We start from the raw sequence: 19,544 nt of genomic DNA, 5'->3' as shown, positions 1-19,544 counted from the left end.
TTAGAGCGCTTCTCCACAAACATCAACCAGATAGCACATGGAGCGGAACCGCAAACCGACCAATTGCTCGTATAACGGATTCAGCTTACATAGGGGAGGAATATGGGCAACTTTACGTCCGCATATTATGATGTCACGTTCAAATGGGCATTGTCCGGGAATCGCTTTATAGAGAAGTCGGGCTAATTTAGGACTGTTGACGGGTAGGTTATCTAACCATTGCCGAACGGGTTGCAGCAGATCGAAGCGAGAGTTAGTTGCAGCAAAGTGACGATTCAAAACCATTTCAGAGTTAGACATATTTATCCTTCCGAATGTTTAGGGGCGAGAGTGATTCGTTCTGACATTAATTAGGGAACAACGACTGGACTTATGCAAGAAGAAACAAATTCTTTGACCTGAGAATTAAGGATTTGTTCCTCATTGACTCTTCTCTATGAAGATACCGATCGAAAATGTGGTTTCCATAAAGAAGCTCAGGCAGAATTTAACTTTCTTCAGTCAATTAAATGCGAAGCTTCAGAGCCGCTCTGGCTATACCTGAGTCAACACAAGTGAACTTGAAAATTCCTGATCACCACCTGAGAATTGCATCAGAAAAATTTCTATACAAACTCACCCATTTGGGCGAATAAAGCTAAAGTTGAGACAGTTGGTAGCCAGCGCTACAAAATCTATCGATCGCTAGCTTTCTATAGTTTCCCCACCTGGAAAAGTGTGGGAATTAACTATATTTCTATACAAGCCAATTCCCGCCGAATATTACACTGTCTCAAGAGATAATTAAAAGTAGTTGAGATGGTGCTTGCTCTACCGGAAGCAATAATTCCTGGGAAATACCTTCCGTAAACTAGTCAATCATCTTAGCGGATCTCCAGGTAAAAGAGTCAGCTAATTTTCCCAAAATTATATTGATAAAAAAGATAATAACTTTCGACAAATTTAGTCGAATAATGTTCGATCGATAGGAAATACAGTATTGCTCTCCGGCTGATAGTGTTTTCGTCAACGAGCATTTTTGGTATAGTGTCTAAAACAGATATTTCCTATCAAAAGATAATGAAGCAGTATATTCGCCTTGTGTCTCAGGTGCTTAAGACATTTCGCCCGGGTAAGGTGGGTTTTGCATTGTTATTGGTGACAGTAACTGCCCTACTGGCGGTTAACGTTCCCCAGGTTCGAGATGTCTTACAACTGAGCCAAGGTCGATTTACTGAAAATGGGCAAACCGATCCGGAGAAAGATCCGCTAAAAGCAGAAATAGAGCGAGCCTATCCCCAGATGGCAAATCTTAAAATTAGCGACTGGGATAAAGTTAACCTTCTGAGGCGTTGGGCATATCGCACTATTAATGTTTCGTCTAGTTCTTGTCTGTTAGAAAACCGCTTACAGTCTAACTTTTACAAAACAACAGCAACTGAGTTATACAATCTGTTTAATCAAGAGTCTAATGGTGTTTGGTGTGCTGGGTCAGCATTTTTTCTAGTGAGGCTATATAACCACTATGGGTATGAAGCTTATGTTTTGAGTGTCGGTCAACAGAAAGATGGTTCCACCGAACTACTTACTCATTCTGTTACCCTGGTTAAAATTCAGCATCAGGGGCAGAGCCTATACTCAATCCAGGATGCCTATGCTAATGCCACATTTACTACAACAAGTGGTTCGCCCCTTGATTGGTTCAATCTCCTGACTGTGTTAAATCAAAAAGCAGATCAACAAATCCAAGTGGTGCAGGATGATGATGGTATGCGTGACGTTATCTTTTGTAGTGGAGAAAATTATCCACCTCCAAGTTTTTATGGTACTCCAACCGATAAAGTGCCCTGTGAGAAACGAGCGAATGGTAATGTGCATTGTCAGTATCGCCTGACGCTGGAAGACCTGACCGATCGCCATCCTCTGTCTGCACCAACTCAGCAATTTCTGGCTAAGGCGGGGTATAAGCCGAACCTGCTCTATATGTTTTTATTTCCCTATGGGCTAAATGATGGTAATTCGGAAAATCAAGCCCTATTAGATCAAGCTAAATCAATGGTTAGAAAACCTATCTGATTAGTGCCGTCCACGTTGGCAGTTAAAACGTTAGTGCCAGTATTCAATTGAACTTGTGATAGGATCTAAGCGATTTAATATTTGCTACTTTCTGATCTGATGCCATTAGATAAGGGCATAGTAGGGAAACAGAGAATTCCGAGAAATTTGCTCATATTCCTGTGTCCAAACTATGCCCTGAGTAGTTACAAACAGCACTGAATTACAGTCAACCAATGTGCGGCGTTAGCAGAGACTACAGTTCTAATTTTGACTGTTTGGTCTTACCCTCGCCAGCAAAATATGCCCAAGTTCCGATCGTGGCAGCGAGTAACCAACCTGTGAAGATGACAACAGCCAATACGGTCATCATAATGTCCTCCTTTGAGTTAACAACTCATTGTTGGTGGTCGTACCCGGGTACTTGCTCACCCTAACAATCGACATTTGAGGTTGCAACATTTCTTAAATAAAACAGGAGATTGTTACAGTCCGTAATCTGAGCTTCAGACAAGCGATCGCGGATGAACATACTGATCATGGTCAGGCAACGCTATCGTTAACGTGCTTCAAGACTGCCCCCTGAAATGAGTGATCACCTATGGCTAGATGAAAAGTGATGGGGGTTGACCCAGGAATCTGAAGGGCGATCGGTCAAGAAAAACCGTAAGAAACCTCTCATCAGCCTTTAGAATTTCAACTAGCGATACCGTGATTTGAGGACAGCATGACTAGCGAAACAACGGATACGATCTTTGGCAAGATCATTCGTAAGGAAATTCCCGCCGATATTGTGTACGAAGATAATCTGGCGATTGCCTTTCGAGATGTAAATCCCCAGGCTCCCGTCCATATTTTGGTGATCCCTAAACAACCGATCGCCCGCCTATCGGATGCCGAGTCGCCGGATCATGCCTTAATGGGACATTTGCTGCTGACCGTCAAGCGAGTAGCAGAACAGGTGGGTCTGACAAATGGCTATCGTGTGGTCATTAATAATGGCGACGATGGCGGACAAACCGTGAATCATTTGCACCTGCATATTTTAGGGGGGCGATCGATGCACTGGCCTCCCGGTTAAATCACTCTCAATGAAGTCTTGAGGGGAAAGACGATTCTGACCTCCCCTTCTGGCTTGCCAACGCTAAGATCGAAATAGCTCTGGAGGAGATGCCACAATTTATACTCGTCCCTTAGCTCGCTTGATCGAGCAATTGCAGCGTTTACCGGGTGTTGGCCCCAAAACTGCCCAACGATTGGCGCTACATATCCTGAAGCGACCAGAGGAGGAAGTGAAAGCCTTAGCAATGGCGCTGATGGAAGCTAAAACCCAGGTGGGTTACTGTTCTGTCTGCTTTCATTTATCTGCCGATCCGGTTTGTGAGATTTGTCGTGCCCCCAATCGGGACAACAATCTCATTTGTGTGGTCGCCGATTCTAAAGATGTGATTGCCCTGGAAAAAACCCGCGAATATCGCGGCAAGTACCATGTGCTGGGCGGCTTAATCTCACCAATGGACGGCATTGGGCCAGAGCAATTACATATTCAGCCCTTAGTGCGGCGGGTGAGTCAGCAGAACATTGCCGAAGTGATTATGGCGATTAGTCCCAGTGTAGAGGGCGAAACGACGACACTCTATGTAGGGCACTTGCTGAAACCGTTTACCAAAGTCACCCGGATTGCATTTGGTTTACCAATGGGGGGTGATCTGGAGTATGCCGATGAGGTGACCCTTGCCAGGGCGTTAGAAGGTCGGCGGGAATTGGATTAGCCAAACAAGAATCTCCCACTGATCTGTTCTCGGTGGGAGATCGACAAGGCTGACTTAAATTGGTATGTTGTACCAACCTTTATTTCAGCTTTTGCTTGATAAATGCCAAAATTTGCGCCATTTGCTTCTTCAGACCGTCAATTTCAGCTTGCATTTTGGCGATTTTCTCGTTTAGCGCTTGCACATCTCCGCCTCCAGCCGCTGTTTGAGCTGTTCCGGCGGGGGCAGCAGCAACGGGGGCAGGGGGGCGCTTCTTCGCCTTTGCCATCGCAATCTTGATGGCTTCAAACAGTTCCTTTTGATCAAATGGCTTTTGGACAAACTCGAAGAACTCAAACGGTTCTTGCAGCTTCTCAGTCACTTCTTCTTTGCGACCTGACATCAGCACCAACGGAATACTCTGGAGATCGGGTTGATTCTGAATATGTTGGTACACTTCCCAGCCACTCATCCGAGGCAGCAGGAAGTCGAGCATGATTAGATTCGGGCGTTCTTGCTGAATCAGGCTTAGCCCTTGAACGCCATCTTTTGCCTCCAGAACCTCGAAGTTACCTTTTGGTAACATGTCGCGTACCATGTTCCGGATCACGTTGCTATCGTCAATAACCAGGATTTTGTGACTTGCCACAACTGGACTCCTCGGGTGGTAATTGCGGGATGCGCTGAAAGCTAAAAGAAGCAAGTTTCAACACGATCGCGGTTGAGCTGGCTTGAGAATAACGTCCTAGATAGAGTAAAGAGACGGATTAAGGATCTCTCGTTAAGGTTGTAAATAGTAATAATCTACCAAAGGGACTGGATTTCAGATGACCCAGCGATCGCGTGATTGCATCCACTAGTCTAGCTTCTATGTTACAGTCGGGGCATTTGTTGATACCCACTAAAGGGAAGTATTCCCATTTTTATGACTGTTCCGACCAATCAAAGCCTCACTTCATTATCAGCTTCTCAAGCTAAATTGGACGTAAAAAGTATACCGGAGTGGCTGCGTCGTTCGATCGGAAAAGCCAGTGAACTGTCAACGGTGCAACGCATTATTAAACAACGGGGGATTCATACCATTTGTGAAGAGGGTCGCTGCCCGAATCGGGGTGAGTGTTACGCCCAAAAAACGGCAACCTTTCTATTAATGGGACCTACCTGTACCCGCGCCTGTGCCTTTTGTCAGGTCGATAAGGGACATGCCCCAATGCCGCTTGATCCCGATGAACCAGCGAAGATTGCAGAATCAGTGAAGTTGTTGGGGTTACAATATGTTGTCTTAACATCGGTCGCACGAGATGATCTGCCGGATCAGGGTGCCAGTTGGTTTGTCGCTACAATGAATGCGATCCGCCAGGTCAATCCAGCGACCCAAATTGAGGTGCTGACTCCAGATTTCTGGGGTGGGCGGGATAGTAACCAGGAGTCCCCTGCTACCCCCGATGAGCTTCAGCAGCAACGGGTTGCCACGATCGTCTCAGCTAACCCTACCTGCTATAACCACAATATTGAGACGGTACGGCGGCTCCAAGCTCCAGTCCGCCGGGGGGCGAAGTATGATCGATCGCTACGAGTGCTGGAACTGGTGAAGCAACGTGATCCGACAATCCCGACTAAGTCTGGGTTAATGCTGGGGCATGGTGAAACGGCAGCCGAAGTGATAGAAACCTTGCAAGATCTGCGATCGGTTGGTTGCGATCGGGTGACGATCGGACAATATTTGCGTCCGTCGTTGGATCATTTACCCGTACAAAAATATTGGACACCCGAGGAATTTGATTACCTGGGACAAATTGCCCGAGAACTGGGCTTTTCCCATGTGCGATCGGGGCCTTTAGTTCGCAGTTCCTACCATGCCGGAGAAACTAGCTGAAGGAAGTATTTCGGCTTATTAAGAATCGTTTGGCAACCTAACAAAGGGGGAACGTTCTTTGGTATTTCTTTAAGCAGTTGATACTTTAGGAGACCCTTTATGGCAACCCCTGGAAAAAAACCGACCTACACCTTCCGCGCTAGCTGGGCGATTCTGCTACTGGCAATTAACTTCTTCGTTGCCGCTATCTATGCTCATATCATCAATATTTAATTGACTGTAACTCTGGATCGTCAATTAAGCCAGATCCAAACTCTCATGTCAGTAGGGGCGAGCCAGTTTCGTCCCTATTAATTTATGCAGCTAAAGAGTGCCCTTAAACAGTCCTTGTGGCTTAAACAAAAGCACGAACATCATTACGGCTAATGCCACTCCTAGTTTGTATTGAGTCGGCAGCCAATAGGTGCTGACTTCCTGCCCAATGCCGATGATTAATGCACCAGCGATCGCACCATAGGGATTACCAATGCCTCCCAGAATCACCGCCGCAAACATCGGAAGCAGCAGAAACCACCCCATATTCGGTCGCACTCCTTCAGCTAAACCTAACATGCTACCCCCCAGCGCCGTTAATCCGCCTGCAATCACCCACGTCCAGATCACCACCCGATCGACATCAATCCCCGATACCCGCGCCAGTTCCAGATTATCGGCAACGGCTCGCATGGCTTTGCCAATCTTGGTATTTTGCAACAGATAGTGGAGGGCGGCGATCGCGACGATCGCTAAGCCAATCACGACAATGTTATAAAACGGCAGGCGTAAGCTCCCGAATTGGAGGGCTTCTGCCACGGGCAGATCGTAACGCTGATTGCTGCCACCCCAAACTAAAATAATGCCATTGCGAATAAATAACGCTAACCCGATCGAAATAATGATCAGAGTCGTAGAGGTTGCCCGTTTGAAGCGCATTGGTGCCCAAATCAATTGTTCACTCAGTAACACGCCTAAAATGGTGGCGGCACATCCGAGTAGCACTGAGAGCCAGATGTTGATGCCCATGCCATTGGCGAATAGAGTCAGGTAGGCACCCAGGGTCATCAAGTCTCCGTGAGCGAAGTTAGACAGACGCAGAATCCCGTAAGTCAGGGTTAGCCCCACGGCGGCTAGAGCAATGATGCTGCCGACCGATATCCCATTCAAGAGCAATTGAGCCAGGGTGATCAGATCCATGCGTTGCTACCAGGATGAAACAGTACAGGAAACAATCATCAATGATCAATGCCCCGGGATCAATGATCATTGCCGACTAATTTCGGTTCATTGCTCGCGATTCCCTGCTAACTGTTGACGGGCAGCCAGGGCGATCGCCTGGGGAAAAATCCGGTGTTCCTGCACCTGAATTCGGGCTTGTAAGGTTTCAGCTGTGTCATCCGGTAGCACTGGGACGGCAGCTTGGATAATGATGGAACCACTATCGACCTCTGGGACGACATAGTGAACCGTACAGCCCGTGATTTTTACCCCGGCTGCCAAAGCTTGCTCAACCGCATGGACTCCCTTGAAGCTGGGCAGCAAACTGGGATGAATATTCAGAATCCGGTTGGGGAAGGCATCGATCAGCAGGGGAGTGACTAAGCGCATCCAGCCGGCCATAATCACCCACTCCACCTCATACTGGCGCAGGGTATCGATGATGGCAGTATCCAATGCCTCACGGTTGGGAAACTCACGGTGGTTCAGCAACACGGCAGGTACTTGCCACCGATCGGCGCGGGCAACCACTTTTGCCCCCGGATTGTTATAAATCACCACCTGTACCTGGGCATTCAAGGTGTGATCGGCGATCGCCTGAGCGATCGCGGCAAAATTACTGCCACTGCCGGATGCCATAATGCCCAGTTTTAACGGGGTATCCAGGGCGATCGGCTCTAAAGCAGGCGAAACTAAGCAAGAACTAGCGTCCAGCACAATGGAACTATGACCCAATAAATAGCCAGGATCTATTTAAGCAGATGCCGGGAAGTTAAAGCGTTTGGCATGTCCCCAAAAGGCTTCTAACCCATAAAACTCCCGCTCTTGTGGCATCAGCACATGCACAATCACATCACCGTAGTCGTGCAATACCCAACTGGCTTCGGATTGTCCTTCGGTTCGCCGGGGGCGTTGTTGCAACTCTTCGTCTACCTTGGCTTGAATTGAGTTGGCGATCGCCCGCACTTGGACTTTGGAAAACCCAGTCACCAGTACAAAATAGTCTGCCAATAGCGAAACATCACCAACTTTCAGAATCGTAATGTCGGCACCTTTACGTTCATCGGCAGCTTGAGCGATCGTCAAAGCCAGTTGCAGGCTGGAATCTGATTGAATTTCCGTGTCAGTGAAACCAGCCGCCAGCAGAGATGGGGAAGAAAGATTGGAAAGATTTGGCATTCAGTTCGTGGTTCTCCTTAGGAATGGGGATGAAATCAGTTCGAGTTTTGGTAGGGGCGGGTTTGGTTAGTAAATGGATAAGAGAAAGTAGATTGATCGGCTAAACCCGCCCGTACAGTTTGCTGATTTATTAAGTTGATGATCCTTAGTAAATCAAATAGCTGAAAAACGATGAATCATGAATCACGTTAGGGATAACAGATGAATGCTTGTGCTTAATTACAGTTGTTAGGGGAAGCAGATGAGTCAGTCTGACGAGGGATTTCATGGAAGTGGCTAAAACGATTTATCCAACCGCTTATGAGTTGGCAGCTTGCATCTGTTGTTTCGCCAATGGCATTGCCCAGTTGCGCGTCAAAATCACGCGGGGATGAACCAGCCGTTGTTGCTCAAACAACCAGTGAATGGTTTGTTCACAAGTTAGCCAAACTCCCTGATAGAGATCCTGCCAACTTGCCTGCCGGAGCGTTTCTAGTTCTGGGGTGTTTCCGCGTCCAGGTTCTAAACTATCCGCCAAGAACACCACACAACTGAGTCGGCTCATGCCAGGGCGACCCAACGTATGATTGCGAATAGCCTCTAAGACGGCTTCATCTCGAATGCCTAATTCCGTCTTTGCCACGATCGCGCTGACTTCGGCGTGTAGCAAGTGGGGATTTGCCTCATCGACTGGATCAATCTCTAACCCAGCCTCTCGCGCCATTTGCAATAATCGTTCTGGCTTAAAGTATTTTGCCAGGTCATGAAGCAGACCAGCCTGCCCTGCCCGCTGCACATCCACCTGATGATGGTGTGCCAGGGCGATCGCCATTTGCTCGACTCGCAAAATATGTTTCAGCCGCAATTCGGGAACATGCTGGCTTAACCACTCTAAAACTGGCTCTCGGGGGTAAGAAGTCGCGATCGTACTGGCTTCAGAAATGGATTTCAGAGTTGAGCGACAAGACCCAGAATGGTTGTCCTGCCAAGACTCTGAAGCTTGCCTAGTACGAAGCTCCGGGGTGATGGGATCACGCATCAACGCGGAAAACTCCTGTATTCGCACCACAAAAGGGATGTCATCAGCCTCATCCGATTCCTATCACATTCATTAGAACAGCGATCGTCAGGGATCTGTGTCCCCATTCTAACGTATCTGCTTTTTCTCCAATGCGGCTAAGACGGTTGGCGATTAATATACTCTGAGGTCATTAATCCCGAGCGGTTAGAACGACGCGTATAGTTCTTCAGCATATAGCCCAAATCTTCCGGCTCCAGGGAGGCACTGAGGGCATCCGTAGTGGTAATCAAACCACTCTCATGCAGATCATAAAGTGCCTGATTCATGGTCTGGCTACCGTCTGTACCCTCTTCCATCAGTTGGTAAATCTCCTCAATGCAGCCTTTTTGGAGATAATCCCGAATCGTTTCGGTATTGACCATAATTTCCAGGGCTGCCGTTCTCCCCCCCTGAACTGTCGGAATTAGAGCTTGAGCGATCACTGCCCGGAGCGCGTCCACAATTTGCATTCGCACTGTTTCCTGTTCTTCCGGGGTATAGAAATTGAGCAGTCGTTTGAACGCATTCACTGCCCCTTTCGTATGCAGTGTGCCTAAAACCAGGTGACCCGTGAGCGATGCCCGAATAGCGGTATCAACCGTCTCGCGATCGCGCATTTCACCAATCAGAATAATATCGGGATCTTGCCGCAACGCCGCCCGCAAGGCATCTTTGAACTCCTGCGTGTGGAGACCAACTTCCCGTTGCATCACCAGCGATTGATGGGAAGTATGGACATACTCGATCGGATCCTCGATCGTCACGATTTTGCGTTGCATGGTGTCATTCACATGCCGCAACATGGCGGCTAGCGAGGTTGACTTACCGGAGTTGACGGAGCCAGTAACGAGAATTAACCCCTGACGTTCCTCTGCCAGTTCACCCAGCACCGGCGGTAACGCTAATTTTTGAATTGTTGGCACTTGCAGCGAAATCAGCCGCAGCACCATAGAACCGCCGGTAATCGATTGGGCACAATTGACCCGACAACGTACCAGTCCTTCATACAACACAGCCGTATCCAGTTCTTGCCGCTCGCGAAACTGGTCGCGCTGCTTTGGGGTGAGCAATTCATCTAGAAATTCTTCAAACTGGCGAGGGGTGACTTTGCCATAGGACTCCTGGATCACCATCTTGCCCTGAACTCGAAACCGGGGGGATTCGCCAACTTGCAAATGGATATCGGAGGCAGACTGCTTAAATGCCTGTTCCACCATGCCACGAACAGTTCCCTGTTGTTCTAGCTCTTGGCTGGGGCGATCGAGCGTAATGCCATTTAGAATGATCGATTCTGTACCCTGAGCCGTAGGGCCGCAGTTGATCCGCCCTTGCATAAAGCCGGGAATTCGGACATCGGCATCAAGTTTCCGGTTGGTCAAATAATATTTGAGTTGCGGAGGGGTCAGAATTTCCTGAAGAAATTGCCGAAACTGCTCAGGGGTTAAGGCGGCGAACTGGTCTTGTGGGAGTAACTTACCGCTAATGCGATAGAACGGCGATCGACCTGCCTGAAGATACAATGCTGTCGCCCCACAATTATGAGCATCCTGAATGAAAAATCGGATGGATGTCACAGCATCAGGTGGAGTCGCAGCAGGAGCTTGAGTCGCAGTCATGGTAAGTAACGTTTAGGACGAGGAGTAAAAGAGCGATCGCAACAGGAACATCAGAACCAGGTGAAGAGAGCGTGTGAATCTAGGATGAATAATGAATCGGCCTGTTTAGTGCCTGGGGGAAACTCAATAACTTAGCGCAACGGTAGCTAGAAAAGAGACACCCGTAACCGAACTGAATGAACTAAGGCAGACTAGATGCAGGTTGTCCTCAAGGAAACTTGCTGAATCCTGATCCAATCAGGAGCAAGATTGCCGGTTGTTCCCGGTAAGTCTATTTAACTAAAGTGACAGGAAGTTCTGCAACTGAATCTATCAGGTTGTCTGTACGATCGATAGATCGTTTTTCTATTAATAATGTTTTTTGTTCTAAACGGATTGACAGCAAAGTGTTGCCTTGCAAACCAGAGGGCGCTCGAGCAATTGAACTCATGCCGCCCCCGGAGACGGTTCCCCTTAGAGCTATGATTGGCTCTATATTCTGGTTATAGTGTCTATTTACACCAGGAACATTGCCAGTACCGTTCAGTTTGATTGATTTTTTGTTAATTTTTATTGAATTAGTGGAGTCAATGGCTGTCCTGGCTGCGACAACCTGAACCTTGACTTAGTGTGCCCATGCTCTGTGCCAGGTAAACACATTGCGATCGCCTGATCTCCTGGAAGGGGCGGTTTGCAATGGATCAAATTTGCAATTAAACTCGCCCCGGCTCGCATCCCTAGGGATATTAAAAGTTGCCAGTTCATTTGCCTGCTAAACTGGCCTGGATCATAGCTAACGCTTCGGTAAGGAGATGTAGCTGATTTTCTAGCGATTGTTTCTGCACCAGGAGTTGCTGTAATTTATGATGCCGGACGATCGCTAAACTGACATCAGCTACTTGCTCAGGGGGGCAATGGCGAAACCATAACTGTCCCTGTTCATTCAGCCCACAAAGGCGATATCCGGCGGTGGATGCTTCGGTCGGTTCGTTGCCTGCTTGAGGTACATAGGACTCTAGCCAGCCATCCACGATCGGTCCCTCCCGATACAGCAGTTGAATCTGGTGGAGCATCTGTTGTAGGGTGGTCTGCCAACTCTTAACCTGCGCTTCGATTTGCTGCAATAGGTTGAGGGGTAGCTCGGGATGACTGGCATAGGATCGTTGAGGCGTTTGTGTTGCGGTGAAATCCGGCAGGAGCGCGGTCTGAGTAGCGGCGACATCGGCTAACAATGCTGTGGTGGTTGAGGCTGATACCGGAGCAGGAAACGCTGGCAGTTCGGGTAGGGATGGTAAGTCTTCGGGCGATCGAGCAAAACTGGGTGAGCTAAACAAGCCAGTCTGAGGATGTAAAAACTCTGGCAACACGGGGGTTGCTAAATCTGAGGTTGCCAGGAAGGGATGGGAACTGAGATCAGGTTGCTCCAAGCGTTGGAGTGTGGCTTCAATACGTTTCAAGGATTCTTTCATGGCTCACTTCCTCTAAAGACGGCAAGAACACCCAGCGAACACCAATGCCCGTAAGTTTGTCGGGTTAATTCCAATCGACACCGCAAGCATTATGCTTCAGGTTTGTGGTTATAGCTGACTTTTTTTGTGACGACCTTGGAGATGACAACACAGCAACGGTTAATTTTGGTCACGGGGCCGGCACGATCGGGGAAAAGTGAATGGGCAGAGCAATTGGCCGCAGTATCCGGACGATCGGTGATTTATGTGGCAACGGCTCAGGTTGACCCAGCCGATCCAGAGTGGTTGGCGCGGATTCAGCAGCATCAACAGCGGCGACCGGCGAACTGGGTGACTCAAAGTGTCCCGATCACCCTCAGTGCCATGATTCCAATGGCTGCCCCAACGGACTGTTTATTAATTGATTCCTTGGGAACCTGGGTTGCCAATCTGTTAGAGTGCGACGAGCTGATCTGGGAACAAACGGTGACCGAATTGGTGCAGGTTCTCGATCAAAGTCTGAGTTCAATCATTCTGGTGGCGGAGGAAACGGGATGGGGGGTAGTGCCTGCCTACCCTAGTGGTCGCTTATTTCGCGATCGCCTGGGGAACTTGACTCGGCGAATTGGCGCGATCGCAGATGGGGTATACCTAGTGACGGCTGGCTATGCGTTAAACCTGAAGCAACTCGGAATTCCTATCAGAACTTAACTATCGGTTTGAGAACTTAACCATAGCTATAGATTCCGCAACCCTGGAAAACTCTGCCTCACAGTAGCATAGAACTAGATCTCTAGAATGACCTCAAATCCCGGTAGCCTTGATAGGTTGGAGCAGTACCGTTGGAGACATCTTCTCAAAATCAGTCCGTTGATCGAGGCAATAATGTCCAGCGCAGTGACGCTTCACTCTTATTGGCAAATCGTGTTATGGCATCTGAACACCAGGTAAGACAGTACCTTGCCTACTGGTTTCAGTTAGGTAAAGGCATCGTAATTCATGGCGGCATAGAGGTTTTATTACCCCGTCCGGTGATTGCTGGCGATCGCTATAGTCCGGCGTTTGAAGAGTGCTGGCAGCGAGTGATCGCCCCAGATGCGGGAGACTGCTATCTGGAGGGAACAAGCCAAACGATCGCTGAACTATTATCCCCAGCCTGGGAAATTAATCCGTGTTCGCGCTGTTCCATGCCTGTTCCGGTTCGGAGTGTCGGGGTTGCCTCGTTGGAATGCCCCTGTGTGGATATTCCGGATTGGCCTAATACCGAAATTCCAACTCCGCGTTCTCCCATTGATAGCCAAACGTTACTGTCCCGGATTCGCGATCGACTGCGGCAAGCCAATACTGTGGTAGACAGTGATTAGTCGGCAACGATTCCAGGTGATAAGGCTGAGGGCTGGGTGCTGAGCAAAAAAGGTCGGTTGAGTTCTGCCTGAAAGTCTTCGTCTAGTGAGTTGGGTTTCGGTTAGCCGTTGCTTTTCACCAAATTGGCGGGTTGCCGTCGCGGAATCTCGAAGGTCCACAGATCAGATGCCAACTCGGTTTGGGGAAAAATCGATCGGGCTTCCTGAAGTAAATCTTTTAACTCAAGTCCGTTTCCAGGTAAATACCGGGGGCTGAAGTGGGTCATGATCAGTTGCTTGACCTGGGCTGCCAGTGCTACCTGAGCCGCCATAGTTGAGGTGGAATGCAGACTTTGATAGGCTAACTCGGCATCCTGATGGGCAAAGGTGGCTTCGTGAATTAACACATCGGCATCCTGCGCCAGTTCAACGGCACTATCACAAAAGATCGTATCGGTGCAGTAAACCAACTTGCGACCGATTTGAGGTGGTCCACACAGATCGGCACCATTGACCCGTTTGCCGTTCGGCAACACAATTTGTTCACCCCGTTTTAATTTGCCATAGAGCGGCCCTGGGGGAATTCCGAGTGCCATTGCCTGTTCAACATCGAAGTGTCCCGATCGATCTTTTTCCGTTACTCGATAGCCAAAGGCAGTCACCCGATGCTTCAGCAACCCACAACTAACCACATACTCATCATCTTCGTAAACCACTCCTGGCGATACGGGATGGGTTTTGACCGGGTAGGAAAAATGGGTTTGGGAGTAGCGGCGACAGGCTTTGAGATAGTCTTCTAGCTCTGGAGGCCCATAAATATCAATGCGTTGGGCATTACCTGCCAACCCGGCACTGGCTAACAACCCCATCAAGCCAAAAATGTGGTCGCCATGCATGTGAGTAATGAAAATCCGAGCCACTTGGCTGACCCGAATCTCACTCCGCAAAATTTGATGCTGAGTCCCTTCACCACAATCGAATAGCCATGCCTCTGCCCGTTGAGGCAGGCGCAATGCCACACTGGATACATTGCGTGACCGAGTTGGCACACCGGAACTGGTTCCTAAAAATGTGATCTGCAAAACGTCGCAACCCAAATGCGTATCTAGTTCTGACCCTATAGTGGCATAGATAGAGGGGAGCGGACGGGTGGAGCGATCGCCCTCAGGGGGATCGGTGACGGGGCAGACAGGAACAATTGTAACGAGGAAGCGGTCAAGTTTTGAAAAGTTTATAAAACAATTGAGGTACTAAATCTGTGGTGACCGATGGAAGCAATTTGCTCGATCGCAACATATCTAGTGGCTAGGGTGGCTAGAGACTAGGGGCGATCGTTGGTAAGGAGCCTCAGTTAACTGGCTCCACTTTGAACAAATTCATTTATATTAAGCAACGAACATAGTTCCATCCGGACTGGTTGGGGCAAGGCGTGACAGTGCCTCACGTTGCTTTGTTGATCTGTGGGAGACTTCATTTGATGACATTGGAACGCTTCCCAAACCTTGTACTGACCTGGTTAACTATTCTGACCCGGTTGGGCAAGCAAGGTTGGTGGGTTTCTGCTTTGCTCTGGTTTATGGCATTGCCGACAACAAGTTGGGCAAATCCGCTGCCGAAAGCCTCGTTAGAGTTACGGGTCGCGATCGAAGAAGGGGTGGGAGAGGTCAATGTTGGCAGTTCCACTAAAGCGGTCGTGCGGGATAGTGCCGGGAAGCCATTAGGCGAAATTGCGGCGATGAATGCCTTTGTGGCACAGGCAAATGGTGGCTCTGTTCAGCTTGATCGCTGGCGATCGCCGCAGGTCTGGATTGAGCCAGTCGATGGTGGTTATGTGTACATCGGCAATCGCTGGTATCGGGGGCGGGCGTTGGTTGTGCCGACCTCGGGTGGTCTTACAGCCGTCAACTATGTCGATTTGGAGCACTATCTCTACAGCGTATTAGGGGCTGAAATGGGCGGTAGTTTTCCCCAGGAAGCGCTCAAAGCTCAAGCGGTAGCGGCTCGTTCCTATGCGTTGTTCCAGCGCCAAAAAGCTCGCAATGGGGTGTTTGATCTGGGGGATACCCAGGCATGGCAAGTGTACCGGGGGATTCAGGATGAATCGGTTGGCACCCAGACAGCGGTAAATGCTACGGCAGGTCAGGTATTGACCCATAATAATCAAATCATTGAAGCGGTATTCCATTCGTCTGCTGGAGGCTGTACCGAAAATGTGGAAGATGTCTGGATGCAGCCACTCCCCTATCTGCGATCGGTGAAAGAAGGATTTACCGAAAATTCCCCCGTCGCTCAGTGGACAAAAAACTACTCACCCAGTGAGTTAAGTAAGTTAATTACTGGAGTCGGGACGATCGTCGCGATGCAACCTGCCAAAACCACCCAATGTGGGCGAATTGTCTCCATGCTGGTTGAAGGGGATGGGGGTCGTCGGACGGTCAGTGGCGATACCTTGCGCAGTGCCTTGGGCTTAAGAAGCACGTTGTTTGAGGTTTTGCCCCAGTACGGCAGTTCTAACAAAGGTAAGAGTAGCGCGATTACAGGGTTTCAGGTGAATGGTCGGGGCTTTGGTCATGGTTTGGGACTGAGCCAATATGGAGCGCGGAGTTTGGCGCAGCTCGGCTATAACTACCAGCAAATTGTCCTGTTTTATTACAAGGACACCAAACTGGCTCAACTTCAGGTGCAGTAGGTGGGGGATTTAGTGGACGCGGAACCCAACCAGCTCGAACCGATCGTGCAACAGATCGGTGAGGCGGTGCTGGCAAGTATCGAAACGGTCGATCGGCTGTCAGAGCGTATGGATGCTCTGGCGCTGCAAGTTCAGCAGCAGGGCTATCAAATTTTTGCCCTGAGTGATGCGGTGCAAACGTTGGTCGAAGTCCAAACTGCGTCTCTGCAACGCCTGGATCAACTGACGGATGTGCTGGATCGGTTAGTAACGGCGATCGAGCAACCCGAAGAGATGCCGGTAGAGGAAGAATCATTTTGATCTCACCAGCGTCGGAAGCTTTGCCAGTAGGGTTTCCCTTTCAGAAACACTCCCACGACGATGCCAAATAATTGAAATTGATCACTGAGTCCAATCAAATGCCACGGGAGGGGTAGATAGGTTTTGAGGAGGAGGGTGAGGGCAAGGGTCAGCACGAGTCCCCATAGACTACCGAGATTTATCCCAGGTCGATAGAGATACTCTAAAATCAGAACGCCTAATGCGCCAATCCCTGCAAAAATGGCGATTAGGGTAATTAGCCCTATGGAACCACCTAACAGCGTTGAGACGAGTTGGGCAACCGTAGGCGAAAATTGGGCGGCTTGGATGACCACAAATTCCACCAGCATCACGATCAACGCCGTAATCAGGGCTGCCTGAAACAGGACTTTCCAGGGCAAGCGTTTTAATCGTTCAATTGGATCTCCCATGGGGGTGCTATTCCTTCCAGCGATTGCGATTTTCTCCCATTGTGGCATTTGGCTCAGGTAACTCTTCCAATTCCGTTTGCAAGGCTTGATGCTGGGTACGGCGGGATGGGCGACGATACTTTTTGCTTTCCAATTTTGGCTCGTATTGCTGCCGTCCCTGACGTTTACTCTTCAGCTTCAGGTTGGATTCGGCATCGCCCATCCGTTCCAAAACCTGTTGCCGCTCGATCGCCTCAGCTAAAAAATTCAAGTAATGCTCGTACCGTTCCCAATCCCCTCGCACCACACAACCGGGTTCATCCCGATGCAGGCAATCATTGAACTGACAGCGATCGTGGCTAAAGCGCTGCTGAATCTCGGGAAAATACTCTGCCAGTTCTTCCGGTGTACTGACTAACTCCGGTTGATTAAACCCTGGGGTATCGGCGAGCAATCCGCCCTGAGGTAATTCAAATAGTTCGACATGGCGGGTGGTATGTCGTCCGCGACCCAGCTTCCCCGATACAGCCGCGACTCGCAGTTCGGCTTGCGGCACTAATACATTGATCAAACTGGATTTCCCTACGCCTGAGGGCCCCGACACGATCGTCATCCGGTGGTCAAGTTGACGCTGTAATTCAGTTAGCCCTAGCTGCTGATGCACACTGATCAGGATGGGTTGATAGCCCCATGCTTCTAGCCGCGATCGCCACTGGGCTTGGGCATCAGGAGATACCAGATCACATTTACTCAGACAGAGGCTAACCTGTAAGCCGGTAGACTCCGCTTTCACCAGAAACCGACTGAGTTGATGGGGATCAAGGGTAGGTTGTTCCAGCGCAAACACCAGCAAAACGTGGTCAGCATTGGCGACGGGCGGACGATCTAATTCCGAGTGGCGGGGGAATACCTGAGCGATCGCTCCCCGGTTGCCGGCCCAATCCGGTTCTTCGATCTCCACACGATCACCCACCATCACCTGCTGACCGAGCTTTTTTAACCGCGATCGGCGAGTACACAACAACGTTGGAGGGTCGGAGACAGATCCATCAGCCGACCCTGGATCGAGCCGCACCTGGTAGTAATTGGCTTGCACCGCCAGCACCGTTCCCCTCAGAAGCGAACTTGCTTGAACATCCTCGGCGTTGATCACTGCTTCCTGGGCAGCGAGTGGCGGCATATCCGGAACGTCGTGACACCCAGAACTCATCACTCAACACTCGGATGGTGGCGAGGCAGGACAACGCACCCGAATCGCGAAGAATTCACTGCGATCGTCAATCTGTTCGATCCCATAGCCCGCCATCGTCAAGCTATCGGGAACTTGCTCGATCGGTTCTCCCGGATCAAGCCAAACTTCCAGTAGGTCACCGGGAGCCATTTGCTCTAGACGCAGTTTAGTACGCACAAAATTAATCGGGCAAGGTGTGCCACGCAGATCAAGCTGAGCATTGGGTTGGTTTAACTGGGGCATCACCTGACTCATCCCCCAAACATCTTGCCGATAAAGCCTTCAATCCCACCCCGTTCGGTGCGATCGCCGCGAATTTTAGCTAGTTTTTCCAGCAGTTCGCGTTCTTCAGGGCTAGTTCGGGTGGGAATATCGACTAACACGGTAATCAGATGATCGCCGCGACTGACGGGATTACCGAGTTTTGGCACTCCTTTGCCTTCCAGAGTCAGTACCGTACCGGGTTGGGTGCCTGGTGGTACTAATAATTCATGGCTACCATCTACGGTATTGACATCCAACCGCGAACCGAGAATTGCTTGTAAATAGCTGATTTTCAGATTAGAGAGGATATTGATCCCTTCCCGATGGAACTCTGGATCTTCACTGACAAACAGATAGACATACAGATCACCCGGAGGACCATTCCGCTGTCCGGCATCACCTTCGCCAGACACCCGTAAGCGGTTGCCATTATCTACCCCTGCTGGAATGGTAATTTTCAGTTTCTTGGTTTCCTGCCGTTGCCCTCTGCCACCGCAGGTATCACATTTATCTTCAATCACCTGCCCACTACCACTACAGGTCGGACACACAGAAACTTGGGTAAAGCTACCAAACGGAGTTCGGGTGGCACGGCGTACCTGACCGGCTCCACTACAAGTTGAACAAACACGGGGTTGGGTGCCGGGTTTGGCTCCAGAGCCACTACACGTAGTGCAGGTTTCCAGGTGGTTAATCCGGATCTCTTTCTCGCCACCAAAGATGGCTTCTCGGAAGTCGAGCTTTAAGTCCAGCCGCAGATCGTCGCCTCGCATCGGACCACTGCGTCGCCGCGTTTGCCCCGGTGCACCTGCCCCAGAAAAGCCACTAAAGAAGCTTTCAAAAATATCGGCAAACCCGCCAAAATCACCAAAGTCTGGCGATCCAGCTCCCGCCGCCGAACTTACCCCCGCTTCGCCAAAGCGATCGTAGCGGGCACGGGTCTCCGGTTCTGAGAGCACCTCATAGGCGCGGTTAATTTCCTTAAAACGTTCCTCTGCTTCCGGCTCTTTATTGACATCAGGATGGTATTTACGAGCTAGCCGACGGTAAGCACGTTTAATATCTTCTTTATCTGCGTCGCGGGAAACACCAAGGATTTCGTAATAATCACGAGCCATAGCATTATTACTTCAAGGGTAAAGGGATGGGGGATATGGGGTCAGGGGGTTTGGCTGTCTCTTATACACATCT

The 19,544-nt window shown here is 49.7% G+C and carries 22 protein-coding genes; 9 read left to right on the top strand and 13 right to left on the bottom strand.

Features of this window, described 5'->3' with window-relative positions; all coding sequences use genetic code 11:
- A complete protein-coding gene (locus ACN4EK_RS26990; RefSeq protein ID WP_431661405.1) occupies positions 1–300 on the bottom strand; it encodes a Mo-dependent nitrogenase C-terminal domain-containing protein in 300 nt (99 codons plus the stop codon).
- Positions 301–1,059: 759 nt separating this feature from the next.
- On the opposite strand from ACN4EK_RS26990, the gene ACN4EK_RS26985 reads away from it, so the two are divergent.
- The 3 genes from ACN4EK_RS26985 (at position 1,060) to recR (ending at position 3,806) form a co-directional block, all read left to right on the top strand.
- Positions 1,060–2,055 carry a hypothetical protein gene (locus ACN4EK_RS26985; RefSeq protein ID WP_431661404.1) on the top strand — a complete coding sequence of 332 codons (996 nt, stop codon included), beginning with the start codon at positions 1,060–1,062 and terminating at the stop codon, positions 2,053–2,055.
- A gap of 706 nt (positions 2,056–2,761) precedes the next feature.
- The gene (locus ACN4EK_RS26980) at positions 2,762–3,115 is read left to right on the top strand and encodes a histidine triad nucleotide-binding protein (protein WP_431661403.1); all 354 of its coding nucleotides are present in this window, start codon (positions 2,762–2,764) and stop codon (positions 3,113–3,115) included.
- Positions 3,116–3,212: 97 nt separating this feature from the next.
- Positions 3,213–3,806: a recombination mediator RecR gene (gene recR / locus ACN4EK_RS26975; protein ID WP_431661425.1), complete on the top strand. Its 594-nt coding sequence runs from the start codon at positions 3,213–3,215 to the stop codon at positions 3,804–3,806.
- Positions 3,807–3,885: 79 nt separating this feature from the next.
- On the opposite strand, the gene ACN4EK_RS26970 is transcribed toward recR, so the two are convergent.
- Positions 3,886–4,434: a response regulator gene (locus ACN4EK_RS26970; RefSeq protein WP_431661402.1), complete on the bottom strand. Its 549-nt coding sequence runs from the start codon at positions 4,432–4,434 to the stop codon at positions 3,886–3,888.
- Positions 4,435–4,710: 276 nt separating this feature from the next.
- On the opposite strand from ACN4EK_RS26970, the gene lipA reads away from it, so the two are divergent.
- Both lipA and psaX read left to right on the top strand, forming a co-directional pair.
- Complete coding sequence (gene lipA, locus ACN4EK_RS26965; protein ID WP_431661401.1) at positions 4,711–5,661, top strand: lipoyl synthase; 951 nt, start codon at positions 4,711–4,713, stop codon at positions 5,659–5,661.
- Positions 5,662–5,760: 99 nt separating this feature from the next.
- Complete coding sequence (gene psaX, locus ACN4EK_RS26960) at positions 5,761–5,874, top strand: photosystem I protein PsaX (RefSeq protein WP_431661400.1); 114 nt, start codon at positions 5,761–5,763, stop codon at positions 5,872–5,874.
- A gap of 90 nt (positions 5,875–5,964) precedes the next feature.
- Here the strand turns inward: psaX and ACN4EK_RS26955 are convergent, their stop codons facing one another.
- From ACN4EK_RS26955 to ACN4EK_RS26930, 6 genes are all read right to left on the bottom strand, one after another.
- Positions 5,965–6,834: a branched-chain amino acid ABC transporter permease gene (locus ACN4EK_RS26955; RefSeq protein ID WP_431661398.1), complete on the bottom strand. Its 870-nt coding sequence runs from the start codon at positions 6,832–6,834 to the stop codon at positions 5,965–5,967.
- Positions 6,835–6,921: 87 nt separating this feature from the next.
- Positions 6,922–7,572 carry a phosphoribosylglycinamide formyltransferase gene (gene purN, locus ACN4EK_RS26950; RefSeq protein ID WP_431661397.1) on the bottom strand — a complete coding sequence of 217 codons (651 nt, stop codon included), beginning with the start codon at positions 7,570–7,572 and terminating at the stop codon, positions 6,922–6,924.
- Positions 7,573–7,608: 36 nt separating this feature from the next.
- Complete coding sequence (rsfS, locus tag ACN4EK_RS26945) at positions 7,609–8,034, bottom strand: ribosome silencing factor (RefSeq protein WP_431661396.1); 426 nt, start codon at positions 8,032–8,034, stop codon at positions 7,609–7,611.
- A gap of 298 nt (positions 8,035–8,332) precedes the next feature.
- Positions 8,333–9,052, bottom strand: coding sequence for a bis(5'-nucleosyl)-tetraphosphatase (symmetrical) YqeK (gene yqeK / locus ACN4EK_RS26940; RefSeq protein WP_431661395.1), 720 nt, complete (start codon positions 9,050–9,052; stop codon positions 8,333–8,335).
- A gap of 137 nt (positions 9,053–9,189) precedes the next feature.
- Positions 9,190–10,689, bottom strand: coding sequence for a type IV pilus twitching motility protein PilT (locus tag ACN4EK_RS26935; protein ID WP_431661394.1), 1,500 nt, complete (start codon positions 10,687–10,689; stop codon positions 9,190–9,192).
- A gap of 740 nt (positions 10,690–11,429) precedes the next feature.
- Positions 11,430–12,137: a hypothetical protein gene (locus ACN4EK_RS26930; protein WP_431661393.1), complete on the bottom strand. Its 708-nt coding sequence runs from the start codon at positions 12,135–12,137 to the stop codon at positions 11,430–11,432.
- Between the two features lie 141 nt (positions 12,138–12,278).
- Here ACN4EK_RS26930 and cobU point away from each other — a divergent pair, with 141 nt between their 5' ends.
- Both cobU and ACN4EK_RS26920 read left to right on the top strand, forming a co-directional pair.
- Positions 12,279–12,827: a bifunctional adenosylcobinamide kinase/adenosylcobinamide-phosphate guanylyltransferase gene (gene cobU / locus ACN4EK_RS26925; RefSeq protein ID WP_431661392.1), complete on the top strand. Its 549-nt coding sequence runs from the start codon at positions 12,279–12,281 to the stop codon at positions 12,825–12,827.
- 218 nt (positions 12,828–13,045) lie between these two features.
- A complete protein-coding gene (locus ACN4EK_RS26920; RefSeq protein ID WP_431661391.1) occupies positions 13,046–13,480 on the top strand; it encodes a hypothetical protein in 435 nt (144 codons plus the stop codon).
- Between the two features lie 101 nt (positions 13,481–13,581).
- On the opposite strand, the gene ACN4EK_RS26915 is transcribed toward ACN4EK_RS26920, so the two are convergent.
- Positions 13,582–14,541 carry a ribonuclease Z gene (locus ACN4EK_RS26915; protein ID WP_431661390.1) on the bottom strand — a complete coding sequence of 320 codons (960 nt, stop codon included), beginning with the start codon at positions 14,539–14,541 and terminating at the stop codon, positions 13,582–13,584.
- 395 nt (positions 14,542–14,936) lie between these two features.
- On the opposite strand from ACN4EK_RS26915, the gene ACN4EK_RS26910 reads away from it, so the two are divergent.
- Together ACN4EK_RS26910 and ACN4EK_RS26905 are read left to right on the top strand one after the other, a co-directional pair.
- On the top strand, positions 14,937–16,148 hold the full coding sequence (locus tag ACN4EK_RS26910; protein ID WP_431661388.1) for a SpoIID/LytB domain-containing protein: 1,212 nt from the start codon (positions 14,937–14,939) through the stop codon (positions 16,146–16,148).
- The gene (locus ACN4EK_RS26905; protein ID WP_431661387.1) at positions 16,149–16,448 is read left to right on the top strand and encodes a hypothetical protein; all 300 of its coding nucleotides are present in this window, start codon (positions 16,149–16,151) and stop codon (positions 16,446–16,448) included.
- A gap of 2 nt (positions 16,449–16,450) precedes the next feature.
- Here ACN4EK_RS26905 and ACN4EK_RS26900 read toward each other — a convergent pair whose 3' ends face one another.
- Genes ACN4EK_RS26900 through dnaJ form a run of 4 tightly spaced genes read right to left on the bottom strand, consistent with a single transcriptional unit; the run spans position 16,451 to position 19,471 of the window.
- Positions 16,451–16,879, bottom strand: a complete 429-nt coding sequence (locus ACN4EK_RS26900) for a hypothetical protein (protein WP_431661385.1) — start codon at positions 16,877–16,879, stop codon at positions 16,451–16,453.
- Positions 16,880–16,886: 7 nt separating this feature from the next.
- Positions 16,887–18,068 carry a small ribosomal subunit biogenesis GTPase RsgA gene (gene rsgA, locus ACN4EK_RS26895; protein ID WP_431661383.1) on the bottom strand — a complete coding sequence of 394 codons (1,182 nt, stop codon included), beginning with the start codon at positions 18,066–18,068 and terminating at the stop codon, positions 16,887–16,889.
- Between the two features lie 3 nt (positions 18,069–18,071).
- The gene (locus ACN4EK_RS26890; RefSeq protein WP_431661382.1) at positions 18,072–18,332 is read right to left on the bottom strand and encodes a sulfurtransferase TusA family protein; all 261 of its coding nucleotides are present in this window, start codon (positions 18,330–18,332) and stop codon (positions 18,072–18,074) included.
- Between the two features lie 8 nt (positions 18,333–18,340).
- Positions 18,341–19,471, bottom strand: coding sequence for a molecular chaperone DnaJ (gene dnaJ / locus ACN4EK_RS26885; protein ID WP_431661381.1), 1,131 nt, complete (start codon positions 19,469–19,471; stop codon positions 18,341–18,343).
- Between the last annotated feature and the right edge of the window lie 73 nt (positions 19,472–19,544).

The sequence above is a fragment of the Pantanalinema rosaneae CENA516 genome, assembly GCF_050753385.1.
GTDB classification, from domain to species: Bacteria; Cyanobacteriota; Cyanobacteriia; order Leptolyngbyales; family Leptolyngbyaceae; genus Pantanalinema; species Pantanalinema rosaneae.
This window is presented reverse-complemented; position numbering and strand designations above follow the sequence as displayed.

Excerpts from the sequence above, each read along its gene's own strand:
- dnaJ (WP_431661381.1), bottom strand. The coding sequence starts at position 19,471 with ATGGCTCGTGATTATTACGAAATCCTTGGTGTTTCCCGCGACGCAGAT.
- ACN4EK_RS26955 (WP_431661398.1), bottom strand. The coding sequence starts at position 6,834 with ATGGATCTGATCACCCTGGCTCAATTGCTCTTGAATGGGATATCGGTC.
- lipA (WP_431661401.1), top strand. The coding sequence starts at position 4,711 with ATGACTGTTCCGACCAATCAAAGCCTCACTTCATTATCAGCTTCTCAA.
- ACN4EK_RS26910 (WP_431661388.1), top strand. The coding sequence starts at position 14,937 with ATGACATTGGAACGCTTCCCAAACCTTGTACTGACCTGGTTAACTATT.
- cobU (WP_431661392.1), top strand. The coding sequence starts at position 12,279 with ATGACAACACAGCAACGGTTAATTTTGGTCACGGGGCCGGCACGATCG.
- ACN4EK_RS26900 (WP_431661385.1), bottom strand. The coding sequence starts at position 16,879 with ATGGGAGATCCAATTGAACGATTAAAACGCTTGCCCTGGAAAGTCCTG.
- ACN4EK_RS26890 (WP_431661382.1), bottom strand. The coding sequence starts at position 18,332 with ATGCCCCAGTTAAACCAACCCAATGCTCAGCTTGATCTGCGTGGCACA.
- yqeK (WP_431661395.1), bottom strand. The coding sequence starts at position 9,052 with ATGCGTGATCCCATCACCCCGGAGCTTCGTACTAGGCAAGCTTCAGAG.
- rsfS (WP_431661396.1), bottom strand. The coding sequence starts at position 8,034 with ATGCCAAATCTTTCCAATCTTTCTTCCCCATCTCTGCTGGCGGCTGGT.
- ACN4EK_RS26990 (WP_431661405.1), bottom strand. The coding sequence starts at position 300 with ATGTCTAACTCTGAAATGGTTTTGAATCGTCACTTTGCTGCAACTAAC.
- ACN4EK_RS26930 (WP_431661393.1), bottom strand. The coding sequence starts at position 12,137 with ATGAAAGAATCCTTGAAACGTATTGAAGCCACACTCCAACGCTTGGAG.
- ACN4EK_RS26980 (WP_431661403.1), top strand. The coding sequence starts at position 2,762 with ATGACTAGCGAAACAACGGATACGATCTTTGGCAAGATCATTCGTAAG.
- ACN4EK_RS26920 (WP_431661391.1), top strand. The coding sequence starts at position 13,046 with ATGGCATCTGAACACCAGGTAAGACAGTACCTTGCCTACTGGTTTCAG.
- ACN4EK_RS26985 (WP_431661404.1), top strand. The coding sequence starts at position 1,060 with ATGAAGCAGTATATTCGCCTTGTGTCTCAGGTGCTTAAGACATTTCGC.
- rsgA (WP_431661383.1), bottom strand. The coding sequence starts at position 18,068 with ATGAGTTCTGGGTGTCACGACGTTCCGGATATGCCGCCACTCGCTGCC.
- ACN4EK_RS26935 (WP_431661394.1), bottom strand. The coding sequence starts at position 10,689 with ATGACTGCGACTCAAGCTCCTGCTGCGACTCCACCTGATGCTGTGACA.
- psaX (WP_431661400.1), top strand. The coding sequence starts at position 5,761 with ATGGCAACCCCTGGAAAAAAACCGACCTACACCTTCCGCGCTAGCTGG.